The following is a 17,498-nucleotide window of genomic DNA, read 5'->3' as shown; positions in this document are numbered from 1 at the left end:
GCCGCCGGCACATGCATTGCGGCGCGCACGTCCATCGCGACCTCACCGCGAATGCGCGGCCGCCCGCGCACCGCATGCACACCGTGGATCGGCGCGCAGCGGTGCGACGAACACCTCGCCGGGCGACCAACCACCCGGCTCCGCATGACCGCTGTCACGCCCGCGTGCCCGCCGCACGCCCCGCCATCCACTTCCGGTAGCGCCGCGTCTGGCACTGCGCGGCCAGTTGCTGCCTGACCAGCGCGCGCAGCGGCGACACCTGCGGGTGCGTGGGCTGGCCTTCGCTGAGGCGCGTGAGCTGAAACTTGACGACGGCCATGTTGGCCAGCGCGCCCAGCGCCTTGTTCCTCCAGCGGATCGGCTCCAGCACCGGCGCGCTGTCCTTGCCGTCCCGCCAGTCGCGCGGCAGGTTCGGCTCGATCGACAGCGCGGTCGCGATGCCGACCATCGCCACGCCGCTGTCGACCACCTGCTCGGCAACCGCGCGGCGCCGGATGCCGCCCGTGACCATCAGCGGCATCCGTGCGACGGCCGTGATGTCACGCGCGAATTCGAGGAAATACGCTTCGCGGGCCAGCGTGCGCCCGTCGCGCGCCTCGCCCTGCATCGCCGGCACTTCATAGCTGCCGCCCGACAGTTCGACGAGATCGACGCCGAGCGGATTCAGCAGCTCGACCACGCGCTTCGCATCGTCCGCGCTGAAGCCGCCGCGCTGGAAATCGGCCGAGTTCAGCTTGACCGCGACCGCAAATGCCGGCGACACCGTTGCACGCACCTCCCGCACGATATCGAGCAGCAGGCGCGCGCGATTCTCGATGCTGCCGCCCCACCGATCCTGCCGGCGGTTCGTCAGCGGCGACAGGAACTGGCTCAGCAGATAGCCGTGCGCCGCGTGAATCTCCACGCCATTGAAGCCGCCCTGCTCCGCAAGCTGCGCGGCGCGCACGAAGCGCCGCTGCACGTCGGCGATATCGGCTTGGGTCATCTCCTTCGGCACCGGGAACTGCTTCGACAGCGCGCCGAGCGCGAGCGGCACGGCCGACGGCGCGAGCGTCGTCTGGCCGAGCGCCGCCTGCATCTGGCGCCCCGGGTGATTGATCTGCATCCACACGTGCGCGCCGCCCGAGCGCGCCACCTGCGCCCAGCGGCGGAAGCGATCGAGATGCGCGTCGCTCTCCAGCACGACGCCGTTCGGCCCCGTCATCGCGCGGCCGTCCACCATCACGTTGCCGGTCAGGATCAGGCCGACCTGGCCGTCGGCCCACGCCTGGTACAGGCGCAGCAACGCGTCGGACGGCGCGTGGTTCGCATCGGCCATGTTCTCTTCCATCGCGGCCTTGGCCAGACGGTTCGGAATCACCGCCCCGTTGGGCAGTGTCAGCGGCGTAAACAGGTTCATGGAGGGCACCCTCGATTGACGATGCCCAACGATAACTTTAAAGTCAACTTTAAGGTCAAGCCCCTTTGGAGCACGGCATGAAAATCGGCGAACTGGCGCGGGCCAGCGGCATCGCGGCGTCGCGCATCCGCTTCTACGAAGCGAGCGGCCTGCTCGAACCGGCCCGCCGGCAGGCAAACGGCTATCGGGAATACGGACCGGAAGCGTTGACGCGGCTCGCGATCATCGACCGTGCGCAGCGCGCGGGCTTCGCGCTCGACGAAATCCGCGCGGTGCTGCCGCCCGATCTCGGCGCGTGGCCGCGCGACGAACTGCTGGCCGCGCTGCGGCACAAGGTCGACGAAATCGTGCTGCTCGAACGGCGTCTCGCGCAGAACCGGCAACATCTGCAGGTGCTGATCGAGGAGATCGTGAACAAGCCGGAGGGCGAGGATTGCGCGGGCGCCGCGCAACGCATGCTCGACCGGCTGTGCCTGCAGGCCGACGAACCGCCGGCGCCGATGCCCGCGGCCGTCCCGCGGCCGACGCGCAAGCGCGCATGACCGGTTACACTGCGCGTCCCGACGAACAACCAACCCGCGCTACGGCGAGACGGGGCGACGCGCGTGCGCCGGCTTCCGCGGCGCAACCTCATGACCCGATCCGCATGACGATCCCCCGCATCAAAGGATTCCTCGTCGCCGCGCTGCTGACGTTCAGCATCGGCAACACTTGCGCCACGACGTGCGCCGATACGCCTGCCTCGTTCGCCTGCCCCGACGCACCCGACCTTCCGGACGACATCGTCGCGCAGCTTCCCGCCGGCTACGAAGCGATGGATGCCGCGTCAGGGCGCCTGACCGACAGCACCCGTATCGGCTATGTCGTCGTCGCGCATCGGCCCGACGATTCGACGCGCAAGGCGTCGCTGCGCCCGCTGATGATCTTCCTGCCGGGCACGGACGGGCACTATCGGCTCGCGGCGCGCAACGACACCGTGATCATGAAAGCCGACGAAGGCGGGATGGGCGACCCGTACCTGGACGGCGTTGCCGAGAACGCGCTGACGATCGAACCGCGCACGTTCACGGTCGAACAGGGCGTCTTCGCGGGCCATAACCACTGGCGCGACCGCGTGACGTTTCGCTACGACGCCGCGCATCGCACGTGGGTGTTCCATCGCGAGGTGTTCCGGAACTGGCGCTTCAACGACGACCCGAACGGCGATGTGCTGAAAGCCGACCCGGTGCACGTCACGCGCGCCAACGCGGCGAAAGCCGTCACGTTCGAAGCGTGGCGGCCGAGTTACTGGTGCGATTCGCCCGAGCGGCGCAACACCGATCCGGCTTGCAGCAAGCAGCCTTGACGGCTGCACTGGCTGACGATGCATGCGGGTAAGCGGCAGGCGCGGGCGCTGCCGCGCCGCACGAGCGGTGCGCCCGTCGGCACGCGCGGGAAAACTTCCGCAGCCGTGCGGGTTTGCTTACGTCACAGGTAATCGACGCGCGCCGCCTGCGCCGCGATCATGGCTGCATCGACGCACGAACCGCATCACGTCAAGGAGCCCGCCATGACCGCCTACGCCATCGCCCACCTGCACGACGTCGAGATGTGCGACGACGTCGTCGAGTATCTCGAACGCATCGACGGCACGCTTGCGCCGTTCGACGGCCATTTCGTGATTCACGGCGCGCGGCCGGAGATACGTGAGGGCGTATGGCGCGGCGACCTGATCGCAATCGCGTTTCCCGATCTCGACACGGCGCGCGCCTGGTACGCATCGAATGCGTACCGGCAGATCCAGCCGCTGCGCGCACGTCACGCGAGCGGCCCGCTGATCCTGATCGACGGTGTCGGCGAGCGGCACAGGGCGACCGACATCCTGCGCTGAATCGCGACGCCGGCGACGCTTACGAAGCCTTCCGCTCCATCGGCTCGCCGACGACGAACCCGCCGCCCTGGAACCGTTGCGCGGGATCGTCGTAATCGGCAGTCGGCGCCGTCACCGGGAACAACCCGGCGAACTGCTCGGAGCTGTCGCGCGGGCGGAAGCCGAGGAAGCCGGCCTTCGTGTTGTCCCACCACTTCACCGGGTTGTCCGACGCGCCGTACACGATCGCGTGCCCGACGCGATTCGTCAGCAGCGAGCAGCGCACGAGCTCGATGAAGTCGCGATAGCTGAGGAACGTGACGAGCATGCGCGGATTCTTCGGCACTTCGAACGATGAGCCGATCCGCAGGCACACCGTCTCGATCCCGAAGCGGTCGAAGTAGTAGCGCGACAGCGATTCGCCGAAGCACTTCGTCACGCCATACAGGCTGTCGGGACGCAGCGGCGAATCGGCGTCGAGCACTTCCGTGACCGGATGGAAGCCGATCGCATGGTTCGAGCTCGCGAACACGACGCGCTTCACGCCGTGCTTGCGCGCGGCTTCGTACAGGTTATACGTGCCGGTGATGTTCGCGCCGACGAGATCGTCGAACGGCGCGTCGACCGAAATGCCGCCGAGGTGGACGATCGCGTCCACGCCGTCGACGAGCTGCATCACCGCGGCCCGGTCGGCCAGATCGACGACGCGGGTTTCTTCATGCGCAGCCGCGTCGCCGAGCGTCGCGATGTCGCTCACGCGCACGACGTCGGCCCAGTCGGCGAGCGCGCCGCGCAACTGGCGGCCGAGGTTGCCGGCCGCGCCCGTCAGCAACAGGCGCCCGAACGGTTTGCGCGCGCCGGTGGATGAGGCGTTCATCAGGATTTGCTCCGAGAGACTCCGCTCTTTCCCTCAAGGAAACTTCCTTGGGGACATGGGGCGGAGAGTGAAAGGAGTGCGCTTGACAGGCAGCTTCTTCCACGGGTTAGGATGGCCGGCATGATCCTTGTCTACCGTTACCGGGTGAAATCGCTCAACGGACTGCTTAACAAGCAGAGCCGTGCGGTGAACTACGTCTGGCACTTCTGCAACGACACGCAGAAGCACGCGCTCAAGTGGAACAAGAAGTGGCCCACGGGTTTTGATCTGAACATGCTGACCACCGGTAGCAGCAAGGAGTTCGGCATTCACTCCGGAACGGTCAATGCAACGTGCGAGCAATACGCGAAGTCGCGCAGTCAGCGCCGCCGGCCCTCCCTGCGCTATCGCGGCAGGAAATCGCTTGGCTGGGTGCCGCTGAAGGGCCGTGACCTGAAGCGGGAAGGCGACGCATTTCGCTGCGCCGGCAACAGCTTTCGCGTGTTCAATAGTCGGCCGCTTCCAGAAGGCAAGATCAAGGATGGGACCAATTTTGCGCAGGATGCCCGTGCCGATTTCCAGCACAAGCTCGCGCTCGATCTGGTGCGGCGTTTCGATTACATCGCGGCCGGCAACGTGTCGGCCGCAAAACTCGCCAGAACCAGGATGGCGAGGAGCGTCTACGACGCGTCCCGGTCGTCCTTCCGAAACAAGCTCCGTTACAAGGCGATCGCGCACGGAGCCACGTTCGAGGAAGTCGACGAAAGCGGTTCCACCCAGTCCTGTTCGTCGTGCGGGTCGAAAGGCAGCACGACGCGACCGAAAGGTATCGCGGGGCTGCGAGTAAGAGAGTGGGCCTGCAGTGGATGTGGTGTCGTGCATGATCGAGATACCAACGCTGCGTTGAACATTCTCCGATGCGGACGTGCATCGCCAGGTGTGGGAATCCTCCGCCTTTAGGCAGGCGGCGGCGGACGTCAACGAATCTCCTTGAATCTGACCTGGACGCCGATCTGGTATTTGGCCCGGATCGGAAAACGTTTTCCAACTATACGCGGGAGCGCCGCCGAACGTCAATGGTCGAGCCCGTTCGCAGCCATCCGCACTTTCCCGATATCGGCGCATGGCCGCGCGTGCCCTTTTTCTGCCACAATCCGGCGTTATCGGACGAAAACGTTACCCTTCGAATGAAAAAAGTTTCCCCGACGATCCGCGACGTGGCGGCGGAAGCCGGCGTGTCGGTCGCGACGGTATCGAAGTACGTGAACGGCACGCAGCGCTTCTCGCCGACCGTCGAAGCGCGGCTCAAGGAGGCGATCGACCGGCTCGGCTACCGTTCGAACCCGCTCGCGCGCTCGATGATCACCGGCCGCACGCGCACGATCGGCCTCGTGATCCTCGACATCAGCAACCCGCACTTCACGAACGTGGTGAAGGGGGCGAACCGCGTCGCGCTGCAGCACGACTACACGCTGCTGCTCGTCGATACCGAGGAGAACCAGGCGCGCGAACGCTCGCTGATCGAGGCGCTTGCGCAGCGCGTCGACGGGCTGATCGTCAGCACGCGGATGCCGGATGAAGAGGCCGGCTGGATGCTCGACCTCAACAAGCCGCTCGTGCTGCTGCGTCGCAGCCCCGGCCTGCCGATTCCGAGCGTCGGCATCGACAACCGGCTGTCGACCTACATGCTCGCGCGCCACCTGCTCAATCTCGGCCACACGCGCATCGCGTATCTCGGCTTTGGCACGGCGCGCGTGAACGACGAGCGGATCCAGGGCGCGCGCGACTGCCTCGCGGAAGCCGGGCTCACGCTCGACGTGCACGACGCGCATGCCCCGACCGCCGAAGCCGGCAAGCGTGCGTGTTCGCGCGTGATGCTCGGGCCGCAGCGTCCGCAAGCCGTGATCTGCTACAACGACCTGATCGCGCTCGGCTTCATGAAGGAAGCCGCGTCGCTCGGCTTCCGGCTGCCGCAGGATGTGTCGGTCGCGGGCATCGACAACGTGCCGTACGGCGAATACGCGGCGCCCGCGCTCACCACCGTCGACATCCAGAGCGAGAACATGGGCGAGCTCGCGATGCAGAAGCTGATCGATGCGCTCGCGGGGCGCACCGATGCGAGCTATTCGACGTTCGAGCCGCGGCTGATCATGCGCGCGTCGACGGCCGCGGCCGGCTGAGTTCGCTGCACCGAGTCGTCAAAAGAAAACGCGCCGCCCTTGGGCGGCGCGTTCGCTTGCGGGCACGCGGCCCCATACTCACGCGTCGAGTTGCGCCGGCTTCATCTTCGGCGTGAGCACGTGCATCACGCCCAGCGCGATCAGGTAGGCCGATGCGCCGACCGCGAACAGCACCCAGTAGTGGCCCGTGCGCTGCAGCACCTGGCCGATCACTTCCGAGAACAGCACGCCGCCGATCGAACCGGCCATCCCGCCGATGCCGACCACCGATGCCACCGCGCGGCGCGGGAACAGGTCGGACGCCGTCGTGAACAGGTTCGCCGACCAGCCCTGGTGCGCAGCGGCGGCGAGGCCGACGATCAGCACCGCGGCCCACAGGCTCTGCACCTGCGACACGAACGCGATCGGCAGCACGCAGCATGCGCAGATCAGCATTGCCGTCTTGCGCGCGCCGTTCACGCTCCAGCCCGCGCGCAGCAGCATCGACGACAGCCAGCCGCCGCCGATGCTGCCGACCGTCGTCAGCGCATAGATGCAGACGAGCGGCAGGCCGATGTGCTGCATGTCCATCCCGCGCGACTCGTTGAGCCACTTCGGCAGCCAGAACAGGTAGAACCACCACACCGGGTCGGTCAGGAACTTGCCGATCAGGAACGCCCACGTCTCGCGCTTGCGGATCAGCTCGCCCCAGCGCGGCGCACCGGCATTCGCATTCGCCGCGTCGAGCGCTTCCGCTTCGTCGCGCGGCTCGTCATATTCCGCAGCGAGCGCGCGCGTATCGGCCTGGCGATAGAACACGAGCCACACCGCGAGCCACACGAGGCCGATCGCGCCGATGATCACGAACGCCGCGCGCCAGCCGTAGGCCACCGCGATCGCCGGGATGATCGCCGGCGCGAACACCGCGCCGATGTTCGCCCCCGAGTTGAAGATGCCGGTGGCGAGCGCGCGTTCGCGGCGCGGGAACCATTCGGCCGTCGTCTTGATCGCGGCCGGGAAGTTGCCGCCCTCGCCGATCCCGAGCAGCGCGCGCACGAACGCGAAGCCCGTCACCGAGCCGACCGCCGCGTGCAGCATCGCGGCGATGCTCCACACCAGCATCGCCAGCGCGTACGAAATGCGCGTGCCGAGCCGGTCGACGATGCGCCCGAAGCCGAGCAGGCCCAGCGCATAGAACGCGGAAAACGCCATCACGATGCGGCCGTACTGCACCTGGCTCCAGCCGATGTCGTGCTGGAGCATCGGCGCAAGCAGGCCGAGGATCTGCCGATCCATGTAGTTGATGACGGTCGCGAAAAACAGCAGCGCACAGACGGCCCAGCGGTAGCGGCTGGCGGCAGCGCGCACGGCGCCGACGACGGCAGATTGCATGAATGTCTCCGATATGCGGCCGCGCCCGTCGCGCCGCACGATGTTCGTCGACCGGCGACCGGCGCCGGGGCGGGCAGCGGTGCGCTGGCGCGCACGGCCGATTCCGCCGATCAACCTGGAAAACGTTTTTCAAAAGGATAGGACGTCTGCCGGCGCCCTGTCAGTCGGGGATTTCGATGAGTCATCTCAAATTGGTCGCGGCAAAAGAGATGACTGTTTCGCCACGTGGCATTAACCGTTTTTCCCGGATTTTCCCGACGGGCACGCGCGAGGGCGGCCGCCGATACACATGTCCGATTCCAGCCAGAATCGGGGGCCGGGATGGTTTACAGTCGTCGCATGCGCCTCGATCCCGATACCTGCTACGACGCCCTGCTTTCGCGGAACCGCCGCTTCGACGGCTGGTTCTTCGTCGGCGTGGCGACGACGGGCGTGTATTGCCGCCCCGTCTGCCCGGTGAAACCGCCGAAAGCGCAGAACTGCAGCTACTACCCGACCGCCGCGGCCGCCGAGAAAGCCGGCTTCCGGCCCTGCATGCGCTGCCGCCCCGAGCTCGCGCCCGGCCACGGGCTGCTCGACCTGTCCGGCAATCTCGCCGACGCAGCCGCCACGCTGATCGAGGACGGTTTCCTGAACGCGCATTCCGTCGACGCGCTCGCGCAGCGCGTCGGCGTGACCGAGCGCCACCTGCGCCGGATCTTCGGCGCGCAGTTCGGCGTGTCGCCGGTCGAGTTCGCGCAGACGCACCGGCTGCTGATGGCCAAGCGGCTGCTGACCGATACCGCGCTGCCGGTGGCCGTCGTCGCGTCGACGGCCGGGTTCAGCAGCGTGCGGCGCTTCAACGACCTGTTTCTTCAACGGTACGGCCTCAATCCGCTGCGGCTGCGTAAGGGGGCCCGCGCGCCGGCCGATGGCGACATGACGTTCCCGCTGCCGTACCGGCCGCCGTTCGCATGGGCCAACCTGATGCGTTTTCTCGCGCAACGGCAGATCGACGGTGTCGAGCGGGTCGATGCGCCCGGTTATGCGCGCGTCGTCGAATTGCCCGATCGAAACAGGGGCGCCGACGGCCGCGTAACCGGCTGGGTGTCGGTGGCGCACGTGCCGCAGCGCTTCGCGCTGGCCGTCACCGTGTCGCCCGCGCTGACGCCGGTCGTGCCGGCCGTGCTCGCGCGCATTCGACGGCTGTTCGATCTCGACAGCCGCCCCGACGTGATCGACGCGCATCTCGGCGAACTCGCGAGCGGCTCGCCGGGCCTGCGTGTGCCCGGCGCGTTCGACGGCGTCGAGATTGCGATCCGTGCGATCGCAGGCGAACGGCTTGCGGCGACGCATGCAGGCACGCCCGTGCTGGCGCGCATCGCCGAGCGTTTCGGCACATCAATCGAAAGCGCGCCGCCGGGCCTCACGCACGCGCTGCCTTCCGCCGCGACGCTGGCCGCGCTGCCGCCTGCCGCGCTCGAAACGATCGGCATCGCGCGCGACGCCTCCCAGGCGATCGTGTCGCTCGCACGCGCAGTCGACGACGGCACGCTCGCGCTCGAACCGATGGCGCCGCTCGACACGACGCTCGACGCCCTGCGCGCGCTGCCCGGCTTCGACGAACGTGCGGTGCAGTATGTCGCGATGCGCGCGATGGCGTGGCCGAATGCGTTCCCGGCCGACGATGCGTTGCTTGCCGCCCCCACCGACCCTGCGCGCGTGCCATCATCCGCGCCGCATACGGCGCGCTGGGCGCCGTGGCGCGCGTATGCCGCACTGCACGTGTGGCGCCTTCATGGAGATGTATTGCGATGACTCCCGCTCACCTGATTCCGAGCCCGCTGGGCGACATCGCCGTGCGCATCGAGGACGATGCGCTGACGGGCCTCTACTTCGTCGGCCAGAAATACTTCCCGCCGGTTGCGATCGTGACCGAAGCGGACGCGCTCGCGATGTCGCCGCTTGCGCGCAAGGTCGCGGAAGAAGTCGCCGAGTACTTCACCGGCACGCGCGAGACGTTCTCGGTGCCGATTCACTTGCGCGGCACCGCGTTTCAGCGAAGGGTATGGAAGGAGTTGCTCGCGATTCCGTTCGGCGAACTCGTGACGTACGGTGACATCACCGAGCGCGTCGGCTTGCCGATGAGCGGCGCGCGCGCCGTGGGCGGTGCAGTCGGACGGAACCCGGTGTCGATCATGGTGCCGTGCCATCGCGTGATCGGCGCATCGGGCAGCCTGACCGGCTATGCGGGCGGCATCGACCGCAAGCGTGCGCTGCTGTCGCTCGAAGGTGCCGGGTTCGAGCGCGGCGCCCACCATCCGGTGCAGCAGGCGCTCGCGTTCTGAGCGATGGCGTACGGCCGCGTCACGCGCTCAGCACGGGCCGGCGCGCTTCACGCTTCGCATAAGTGCCGGGCGTCACGCGGAATTTTGCCTGGAACAGCTCGATGAACGACGACGTCGAGTCGTAACCCAGTTGGGCGGCCACCGCACCGATCGGCTCACCCGCATCGAGCAGCGGCAGCGACGCAAGCAGCCGCACCGCCTGCCGCCATTCGGTGAACGACAGCCCCGTGTCCTGCCGGAACAGCCGCGACAGCGTGCGTCGCGTCGCGCCGACCTGGTGGCCCCATTCGTCGAGATTGCGCGTATCGCCCGGATACGCATGCAACGCACGCGCGATTTTCAGCAGACGCGGATCGCGCGGCAGCGGCACCGTGAGCGGCGCCGCCCGCATCCGTGCGATCCGGTCGGCGATCAGGCAGACGAGCGCGCCGTCCGGCCCCGTCTCGTCGTAGTTCACCGGCAGTTCGGCCGTGGCGATCACCAGCTCCCGCAGCAGCGGCGTCATGCAGAGGATCGCGCAATCGCCGTGCACGTCGTCGCACGCGATCGCGGCGTCGAGATACAGGCTGTGGAACGCGACGCAATCGCGCGTCGACACCGCATGCGGCACGTGCGGCGGAATCCACATCGCATAGTGCGGCGGCAGCAGGTGCCGGCCCGACGGCGTCGACACCTCGAGCACACCGCTCGTCGCATACATCAGCTGCGCCCACGGATGACTGTGCGCGTCGATGCTCACGTTGCCGGGAATCCCGAACGCACGCACGTACAGCGGCCTCGGCAGGCGCGCCATCGGCGGCACCGCGTAAGGGTCACCCGATTGTCCCGCCAGCAACATAAGACGTCCTCCGAAGGTCATTGCACGAACGAGCGCGATGCTACCGTGGCGGCTCTTCTTTCACACGGCTTCCGTCCATGAGCGCTCATACCCGCACCACCCGCAAGACCGTCACCGCGATCCGTTCGACCAAGGGCATCGGCAGCCTCGTGTCGCTGACCGCGTATTCCGCGCCGATGGCGAAGCTCGTCGACGAGGTGGCCGACGTGATCATCGTCGGCGACTCCGTCGGCATGGTGCTGTACGGGATGCCCGATACGCTGCGCGTCACGCTCGACATGATGATTGCACACGGTGCGGCCGTCGTGCGCGGCGCCGCGCAGGCCTGTGTCGTCGTCGACCTGCCGTTCTCGACGTACCAGGAATCGCCCGCGCAAGCGTATCGCTCCGCCGCGCGCCTGCTCGCCGAAACCGGCGCGCAGGCCGTGAAGCTCGAAGGCGGCAGCGAGATGGCCGACACGATCCGCTTCCTGACCGAACGCGGCATTCCGGTGATGGCGCACGTCGGGCTCATGCCGCAGCAGGCCAACGCAACGGGCGGCTTCCGCGCGCAGGGGATGGACCCGCGCTCCGCCGCGCAGGTGTTCGATGCCGCGTGCGCGGCTGAACGGGCCGGCGCGTTCAGCGTCGTCGTCGAAGGCACTGCCGAAGCGCTCGCGCGCCATCTAACCGAAACGCTGACGATCCCGACGATCGGCATCGGCGCATCGCCCGCCTGCGACGGGCAGGTGCTCGTGACCGAGGACATGATCGGCGCATTCGATGCGTACACGCCGCGCTTCGTGAAGCGCTATGCCGATGCGAACGCGGTGATGCGCGATGCGATCCGTCAGTACGCGCACGACGTGCGCCAGCGTGCGTTCCCTGAGCCCGCGCATTGCTTCGGGTATGGCAAGCCGCTGCAACTGGTGGGCGCGGCTGACGCGGCTGCGTGATGACATCGCAAAGGCATTCGCGAACGCATGGCGAATGCGTCGATCAAGCTCGCTTGCGCATCGCATGCGTGACCCGCGCGTTCGCCTCGAACTTTGCGCGATGCGTCGAGAAGAACGTCCGCACGTTGCGGACGTTCGATGCGCCGGTGAACAGCCGCCGCGCGAATTCGTCGTATTCGGCGACGTCGGCCAGATCGGCCACCACGACGAAATCGGGCCCCGGCGACACGCGATAGCACTGCGTGACGGCCGGCTCCGCGCACACGTACGCTTCGAACGCGTCGTAGTCTTCCGCCGTCTGCCGGTCGAGGCTGATCTCGATCAGCGCCGTGACGGCCGTGCCGATCGCCACCGGGTCGAGCACCGCGACCTGCCGGCGGATCACGCCGGCCTCCGTCAGCCGCCGCACGCGGCGCATGCAGGTAGGCGGCGACGACAGCGCGCGCTCGGCCAGTTGCAGGTTCGACACCGATGCGTCGTCCTGCAGGATCGCGAGGATGCGCAGGTCGAGATCGTCGAGGGTGATGCCGGCCATCGGCAGCTCCTTCCGGTCAGGGTGTGAAATTTAATTTCAACATGATAGACGATCTGACATTCGTTTCATTTTCTTCTATATTTTGAAATTTAATTCCATTTAGTCGGTTCTACCATCGCTCTCATTGATCCAGACAGGACATTTACGGAGCGCGATATGTGTGGAATTGTCGGGGCGGTCGCCCAGCGGGACATCCTGCCGAACCTGGTCGACGGCCTGAAGCGGCTCGAATACCGCGGCTACGATTCGTGCGGCGTCGTGGTCTACCGCGACCGGGCGCTGGCGCGCGCCCGCAGCGTCGACCGCGTCGCGAACCTGCAGCGCGAGATCGCCGGACAGGCGCTGTCGGGTTACACGGGTATCGCGCATACGCGCTGGGCCACGCACGGCGCGCCCGTCACGCTCAACGCGCATCCGCACTTCTCACCGAGCGACGCCAATGCGCGCATCGCACTGTCGCACAACGGGATCATCGAGAACTGCGACCAGCTGCGTGCGGAACTGCAGGCGCACGGCTACGTGTTCGCGAGCCAGACCGACAGCGAGGCCATCGCGCACCTGATCGACCACCTGTATGACGGTGACTTGTTCGATGCGGTGCGGCGCGCGGTCGCGCGACTGCGCGGCAGCTATGCGATCGCGGTGATGTGCCGCGACGAGCCGCACCGGGTCGTCGGCGCGCGCGACGGGATGCCGCTCGTGGTCGGTGTTGGTGAGGGCGAGAATTTTCTGGCGTCGGATGCGATTGCGCTGTCGGGGATCACCGATCGCATCGCGTACCTCGAGAACGGTGACGTTGCCGATATTCAACTGCATCGCTACTGGATCGTCGATGCGGCCGGCCTGCGTGTCGAGCGCGCAGTGCAGCGCGTCGCCGCGCATAGCGGTGCGGCCGATCTCGGGTCATATCGCTACTACATGCAGAAGGAGATCTTCGAACAGCCGCAGGCGGTGGCCGATACGTTGCTCGATGTTTCCTCGATCATGCCGGAGTTGTTCGGTGATGGTGCGTGGCGCGCCTTCAATGACGTCGATTCGGTGCTGCTGCTCGCGTGTGGCGGCAGTTATCACGCGGCGCTGACTGCGAAGTACTGGATCGAAAGCATCGCGAAGCTGCCGGCCAGCGTGGAAATTGCCAGCGAGTTTCGCTATCGCGACAGTGTGCCGAATCCGCGCACGCTCGTCGTCGCGGTGTCGCAAAGCGGTGAGACGGCCGATGTGCTGGGTGCGGTACATGTCGCCAAGCGGATGGGCATGACGCATACGCTCGCGATCTGCAACGTCGCAACGAGTGCGTTGATGCGGGAATGTGCGCTGCAATTTGTCACGCGTGCGGGGATCGAGATCGGGGTGGCTTCGACGAAGGCGTTTACGACGCAGCTCGTTGCGTTGTTTCTGCTGACGTTGTCGCTTGCGCAGGTGCGCGGGCGGTTAAGCGACGACGAGGAGAAGGAACACCTGCGGGCGCTTCGGCACCTGCCCGATGCGATGTCGAAAGTGCTCGCGCTCGAGCCGCAGATCATGGCGTGGTCAGAGTTGCTCGCGCGACGCGACAACATGCTGTTTCTCGGGCGCGGGATGCATTATCCGATCGCACTCGAGGGCGCGCTGAAGATGAAGGAGATTTCGTATATTCACGCGGAGGCTTATCCGGCGGGGGAGCTGAAGCATGGGCCGCTGGCGCTGGTGAGCAACGAGATGCCGGTGATTGCGGTTGCGCCGAACGACATGCTGCTTGAAAAGCTCCGGTCGAACATGCATGAGGTCAGTGCGCGGAATGGACGGCTGTTCGTGTTCGCGGATGTGGACTGCGGGTTGGTGCCGAGTGAAGGAATCGAGGTGATTCGGCTCAACGAGTACTACGGGCCGCTTTCGCCGATTCTGCATACGGTGCCGATGCAATTGCTCGCGTATCACGCGGCGCTGGCGCGAGGGACGGATATTGATAAGCCCAGGAATCTGGCGAAGTCGGTGACGGTGGAGTGAGGTGTATCGGTCGAGACCTGGCCAGTAGCAACTTCGAATAGTTTCACTTAAAGCGGTTCACAAAGTTTCACTGAACGCCCTATAAAATTCCCGCAAACGCCCGTCGGGCGGGGCTTAAGTGAAACTGTTCCACCAGCAATTGCGCGTGGCCGAGGCGAAGAATGTCGCGGAAAATCAATCGACCTGATACCCGAACCAGTCTGAAATTGCTTTACCGAGTTCGTTCTCGAGCAACCGTTCACGAGCCTTCAGTGTTTCCATGAAACGATGGAGCTCATCATTGAAATGCACTTTGAGTTGGCCAAATGGCTTGGAGCCGATGGTTTCTCACAAAATTGACAGATTTCCGCTCCGGAGGAGCGATATGAGGTCAAGGACTCACATCACAACGGGCGAACTCGAAAGGTCGTCGCGCCTCGGGCCGTGAGCTGGAAAGTGTTTTCTCAAGAGCTCGGTAACTTGCTCGACACCCCGCAGGGCACCGGACCGGTAATCTCCTTGCCGGAAATGGGCCTCCATGGCTTGGCAAATCGCCTCCCATTCGCGGCCATCCACCTTGGCGTGTATGCCTCGGTCCACAACGATTTCGACGTCGCGGTCCGCAAGAAGCAGATAGATAAGAATGCCGTTGTTGTGCTCCGTGTCCCAAACCCGGAGGTCCGAGAAAACCTCGATGGCACGGTCCCTCGCAGATATGCCCTTCAGCAAATCGCCGATGTGCAGCGCCCCCTCTACCGCAAACCTGACTTGACCCACGTGCGCGCGATGACTGGTACGTACAGCCTCTTCAATAGCAATAAGTGCTCGCCGTGAAAATGCGCTGTTGACCCGCCAGTGGGTCGTGAAGAGATGCCGGAAGAGGCGTTTCAGGTCCATGCTCACCACCGTCCCGATGCGCCACCGCCGCCAAAGCCGCCACCGCCTCCGCGAAAGATGTCGCGATTCGAATCACGACCGAAACGCCCACCGCTACCGCCAATGAAGCGCCCACCAACTGCTCCCATCCCGCCCCCCAGCAACGTGAAGAGCAGCGCCATCAGTCCTGCCGCAATAGCGACAAAAAGCGCCCCCGACAAAACCCACGCGAGTACACCAACGACTCCGCCTGTAACGGCGGCCCCCGGCAGTCTCCCGAGCATGGCGCGCAGCAGGCCGCCGGCCATGACCGTCAGGAGGAAGAGAACCGGAAGCAACCGTCCGGTGCCGTCGCTTGCCTGATATCGTCGCTGCGGTGGGGGTAACTGCTCGCCGCTGGTGACGCGCATCATGCCGTCGAGGCCCGCAGTGATGCCGCCGTAGAAATCGCCGTTTCGGAACCGGGGAACGATTGCCTCGTTGATGATGCGATTGCTCGTCGCATCGGTGAGCACGCCTTCGAGGCCGTATCCGACCTCGATTCGAAGCGTTCGGTCGTTCTTGGCGATAATCAGGAGCGCACCGTCGTCGACGTTCTTGCGCCCAAGCTTCCATTGCTCGACGACTCGCATCGAATACTGTTCGATGGTTTCCGGCTCCGTGGTTGGAACGACAAGAACCGAAATCTGCGTTCCTTTTTTCGCTTCGAACTCTTTCAACGTCTGCTCAAGGCCAACCTTCTGGTCGCTGGTCAGGGTTCCAGTCTCATCGGTTACTCTCGATGTCAGCGGCGGGACAACGGCGTCCGCGTGGGCGCAGACTCCCCCGAAGACAAAGAAGGCCAAGACGACGGCCATCGCCAGTCGGAACACGTTCAATTGGATGCCCTGCCTGCAGATGCCGGCGTCGAGCCGAAGTCGACCCGCGGCGGCTTGGAAATCTCGGCTTCGTTGCTCACTGAGAAGTTGGGTCGTTCCAGATAGCCGAACGCCTTTGCAGTCAAATTATTCGGGAACGAACGTACCGTCGTGTTGTACGTCTGGACGGAGTGAATGTATCGATTGCGAGCAACGGAAATACGATTTTCCGTACCCTCGAGCTGCGCCTGCAGGTCGCGGAAGTTCGCATCCGACTTCAATTGCGGATAGTTCTCCGATACCACGAGCAAACGTGACAGAGATGACGTGAGCTGCCCCTGCGCCGCCTCGAACTTCGCGAACGCCTGCGGGTCGGCGATGAGTTCGGGCGTGGCGCGAATCGAGCCCACTTGCGCCCGCGCCTCCGTCACACTGACGAGCACTTCCTTTTCCTGGTTCGCGTACCCCTTCACCGTGTTGACGAGGTTGGGGACAAGGTCGGCACGCCGTTGATATTGATTTAGAACTTCTGACCAACTGGCCTTCACCTGCTCGTCTTCACTCTGGATGGCGTTATAACCGCATCCAGCGAAAGGAAGCAGGCACACCGCCAGTGCGGCCGCCAGGAATGCGCGGGCCAGACCGCGCCGCGCGGAGATTGCTGCCGAATTTTCCAACATGGGCGCGCCTCTGCTCGATATTCCGCGGCATTCCGCCGCTTACGGGTGCACTACCCATCGTAAGTAGCTGGCCGGTCTCGGCGTTGATGCACGTCAATGCTGCGTTGTCGCAGCATGCCCAGGTTGATACACCCATCCGGTCACAGCTAGCTCCACGGCTGCGATTCGTATGACGAAGTCGGTTCGTTCCTTTGTTGAGCCACGTCAAGCCATCGAAGGGGCGCGAGCATAGAGTGGTTTCAGGGTTCGACCGGCTCTCAAGAACCATGCTCATGGAGAACAAGATGGCATTTCCCCAAAAACTCGCAATCGCAATTGCGACGCTCGGCATGGTCAGTGCCGTTGCAATCGCCGGTACGCCGTCAGCCGCCGACAATGCAGCTCACGATGCCCATCATCCCAGTAAAGCAGCCGCAAAAGCGCCAAGCAAGGCGAACCGCGAAGCGGACGACCAAATGCAGAGCATGCGTGCCATGCACGAAAAGATGATGAACGCGAAGACGCCTCAGGAACGCGCCGCCCTGATGGACGAGCAGATGAAAGTCATGCAGAACGGTATGAACATGATGGGAATGATGGGTGCCAATTCATCGGGCATGCCGATGTCGTCGCGACACGAAAGCATGGAAAAGCGCATGGACATGATGGAAATGATGATGCAGGCAATGATGGACCGCCAGGCTGCGCAGGAGCATCCGGCCGAGAAGTAAGACCGTTCGAGATAGGCGGTAGGAGGCAGGCACCCTCTGATGATTTGGCAATATAGTCTCACTGCACGCAACGGATGTACCGGCTAGCCTCCGTAAAGGTGACGCACGTAGTCGCACCGC

At 65.3% G+C, this 17,498-nt stretch carries 18 protein-coding genes; 10 read left to right on the top strand and 8 right to left on the bottom strand.

What is annotated here, in order from left to right:
- Positions 1-154 precede the first annotated feature (154 nt).
- Entirely contained in the window at positions 155-1,399 is a 1,245-nt protein-coding gene (locus tag B7G54_RS21065) for an NADH:flavin oxidoreductase/NADH oxidase family protein (RefSeq protein ID WP_085040834.1), read from the bottom strand.
- Between the two features lie 77 nt (positions 1,400-1,476).
- Here B7G54_RS21065 and B7G54_RS21060 point away from each other — a divergent pair, with 77 nt between their 5' ends.
- The 3 genes from B7G54_RS21060 (at position 1,477) to B7G54_RS21050 (ending at position 3,269) form a co-directional block, all read left to right on the top strand.
- A complete protein-coding gene (locus B7G54_RS21060) occupies positions 1,477-1,941 on the top strand; it encodes a MerR family transcriptional regulator (protein WP_085041014.1) in 465 nt (154 codons plus the stop codon).
- Between the two features lie 104 nt (positions 1,942-2,045).
- Complete coding sequence (locus B7G54_RS21055; protein WP_085040833.1) at positions 2,046-2,744, top strand: hypothetical protein; 699 nt, start codon at positions 2,046-2,048, stop codon at positions 2,742-2,744.
- Positions 2,745-2,948: 204 nt separating this feature from the next.
- A complete protein-coding gene (locus tag B7G54_RS21050) occupies positions 2,949-3,269 on the top strand; it encodes a DUF1330 domain-containing protein (RefSeq protein WP_085041013.1) in 321 nt (106 codons plus the stop codon).
- Positions 3,270-3,288: 19 nt separating this feature from the next.
- Here B7G54_RS21050 and B7G54_RS21045 read toward each other — a convergent pair whose 3' ends face one another.
- A complete protein-coding gene (locus B7G54_RS21045; protein WP_085040832.1) occupies positions 3,289-4,125 on the bottom strand; it encodes an NAD-dependent epimerase/dehydratase family protein in 837 nt (278 codons plus the stop codon).
- A gap of 120 nt (positions 4,126-4,245) precedes the next feature.
- Between B7G54_RS21045 and B7G54_RS21040 the strand changes: the two genes are divergently transcribed.
- Both B7G54_RS21040 and B7G54_RS21035 read left to right on the top strand, forming a co-directional pair.
- Entirely contained in the window at positions 4,246-5,064 is an 819-nt protein-coding gene (locus B7G54_RS21040) for a zinc ribbon domain-containing protein (protein ID WP_085041012.1), read from the top strand.
- A gap of 116 nt (positions 5,065-5,180) precedes the next feature.
- Positions 5,181-6,284 carry a LacI family DNA-binding transcriptional regulator gene (locus B7G54_RS21035; protein ID WP_085040831.1) on the top strand — a complete coding sequence of 368 codons (1,104 nt, stop codon included), beginning with the start codon at positions 5,181-5,183 and terminating at the stop codon, positions 6,282-6,284.
- A 78-nt stretch (positions 6,285-6,362) separates the two neighbouring features.
- On the opposite strand, the gene B7G54_RS21030 is transcribed toward B7G54_RS21035, so the two are convergent.
- Entirely contained in the window at positions 6,363-7,655 is a 1,293-nt protein-coding gene (locus B7G54_RS21030) for an MFS transporter (RefSeq protein WP_085041011.1), read from the bottom strand.
- 321 nt (positions 7,656-7,976) lie between these two features.
- Between B7G54_RS21030 and B7G54_RS21025 the strand changes: the two genes are divergently transcribed.
- Both B7G54_RS21025 and B7G54_RS21020 read left to right on the top strand, forming a co-directional pair.
- Positions 7,977-9,452 carry a DNA-3-methyladenine glycosylase 2 family protein gene (locus B7G54_RS21025; protein ID WP_085040830.1) on the top strand — a complete coding sequence of 492 codons (1,476 nt, stop codon included), beginning with the start codon at positions 7,977-7,979 and terminating at the stop codon, positions 9,450-9,452.
- Positions 9,449-9,982 carry a methylated-DNA--[protein]-cysteine S-methyltransferase gene (locus B7G54_RS21020; protein ID WP_085040829.1) on the top strand — a complete coding sequence of 178 codons (534 nt, stop codon included), beginning with the start codon at positions 9,449-9,451 and terminating at the stop codon, positions 9,980-9,982. Before B7G54_RS21025 ends, B7G54_RS21020 begins: the two co-directional genes overlap by 4 nt.
- A gap of 19 nt (positions 9,983-10,001) precedes the next feature.
- On the opposite strand, the gene B7G54_RS21015 is transcribed toward B7G54_RS21020, so the two are convergent.
- Positions 10,002-10,820 carry an AraC family transcriptional regulator gene (locus tag B7G54_RS21015; protein WP_085040828.1) on the bottom strand — a complete coding sequence of 273 codons (819 nt, stop codon included), beginning with the start codon at positions 10,818-10,820 and terminating at the stop codon, positions 10,002-10,004.
- 77 nt (positions 10,821-10,897) lie between these two features.
- Between B7G54_RS21015 and panB the strand changes: the two genes are divergently transcribed.
- Positions 10,898-11,755 (top strand): 3-methyl-2-oxobutanoate hydroxymethyltransferase, encoded by an 858-nt coding sequence (gene panB, locus B7G54_RS21010; protein WP_085040827.1) that lies wholly within the window; start codon positions 10,898-10,900, stop codon positions 11,753-11,755.
- A 43-nt stretch (positions 11,756-11,798) separates the two neighbouring features.
- Here the strand turns inward: panB and B7G54_RS21005 are convergent, their stop codons facing one another.
- A complete protein-coding gene (locus tag B7G54_RS21005; RefSeq protein WP_021160045.1) occupies positions 11,799-12,290 on the bottom strand; it encodes an Lrp/AsnC family transcriptional regulator in 492 nt (163 codons plus the stop codon).
- A gap of 156 nt (positions 12,291-12,446) precedes the next feature.
- Here B7G54_RS21005 and glmS point away from each other — a divergent pair, with 156 nt between their 5' ends.
- Entirely contained in the window at positions 12,447-14,276 is a 1,830-nt protein-coding gene (glmS, locus tag B7G54_RS21000; protein WP_085040826.1) for a glutamine--fructose-6-phosphate transaminase (isomerizing), read from the top strand.
- Positions 14,277-14,654: 378 nt separating this feature from the next.
- Here the strand turns inward: glmS and B7G54_RS20995 are convergent, their stop codons facing one another.
- Genes B7G54_RS20995 through B7G54_RS20985 form a run of 3 tightly spaced genes read right to left on the bottom strand, consistent with a single transcriptional unit; the run spans position 14,655 to position 16,668 of the window.
- On the bottom strand, positions 14,655-15,152 hold the full coding sequence (locus B7G54_RS20995) for a TPM domain-containing protein (protein WP_085040825.1): 498 nt from the start codon (positions 15,150-15,152) through the stop codon (positions 14,655-14,657).
- A 2-nt stretch (positions 15,153-15,154) separates the two neighbouring features.
- Positions 15,155-15,988: a TPM domain-containing protein gene (locus tag B7G54_RS20990; protein WP_085041010.1), complete on the bottom strand. Its 834-nt coding sequence runs from the start codon at positions 15,986-15,988 to the stop codon at positions 15,155-15,157.
- Positions 15,989-16,005: 17 nt separating this feature from the next.
- Positions 16,006-16,668, bottom strand: coding sequence for a LemA family protein (locus tag B7G54_RS20985; RefSeq protein WP_085040824.1), 663 nt, complete (start codon positions 16,666-16,668; stop codon positions 16,006-16,008).
- 284 nt (positions 16,669-16,952) lie between these two features.
- On the opposite strand from B7G54_RS20985, the gene B7G54_RS20980 reads away from it, so the two are divergent.
- Positions 16,953-17,378 (top strand): hypothetical protein, encoded by a 426-nt coding sequence (locus B7G54_RS20980; protein ID WP_085041009.1) that lies wholly within the window; start codon positions 16,953-16,955, stop codon positions 17,376-17,378.
- The last annotated feature ends 120 nt before the right edge of the window (positions 17,379-17,498 follow it).

Source organism: Burkholderia puraquae (genome assembly GCF_002099195.1).
GTDB classification, from domain to species: domain Bacteria; phylum Pseudomonadota; class Gammaproteobacteria; order Burkholderiales; family Burkholderiaceae; genus Burkholderia; species Burkholderia puraquae.
This window is presented reverse-complemented; position numbering and strand designations above follow the sequence as displayed.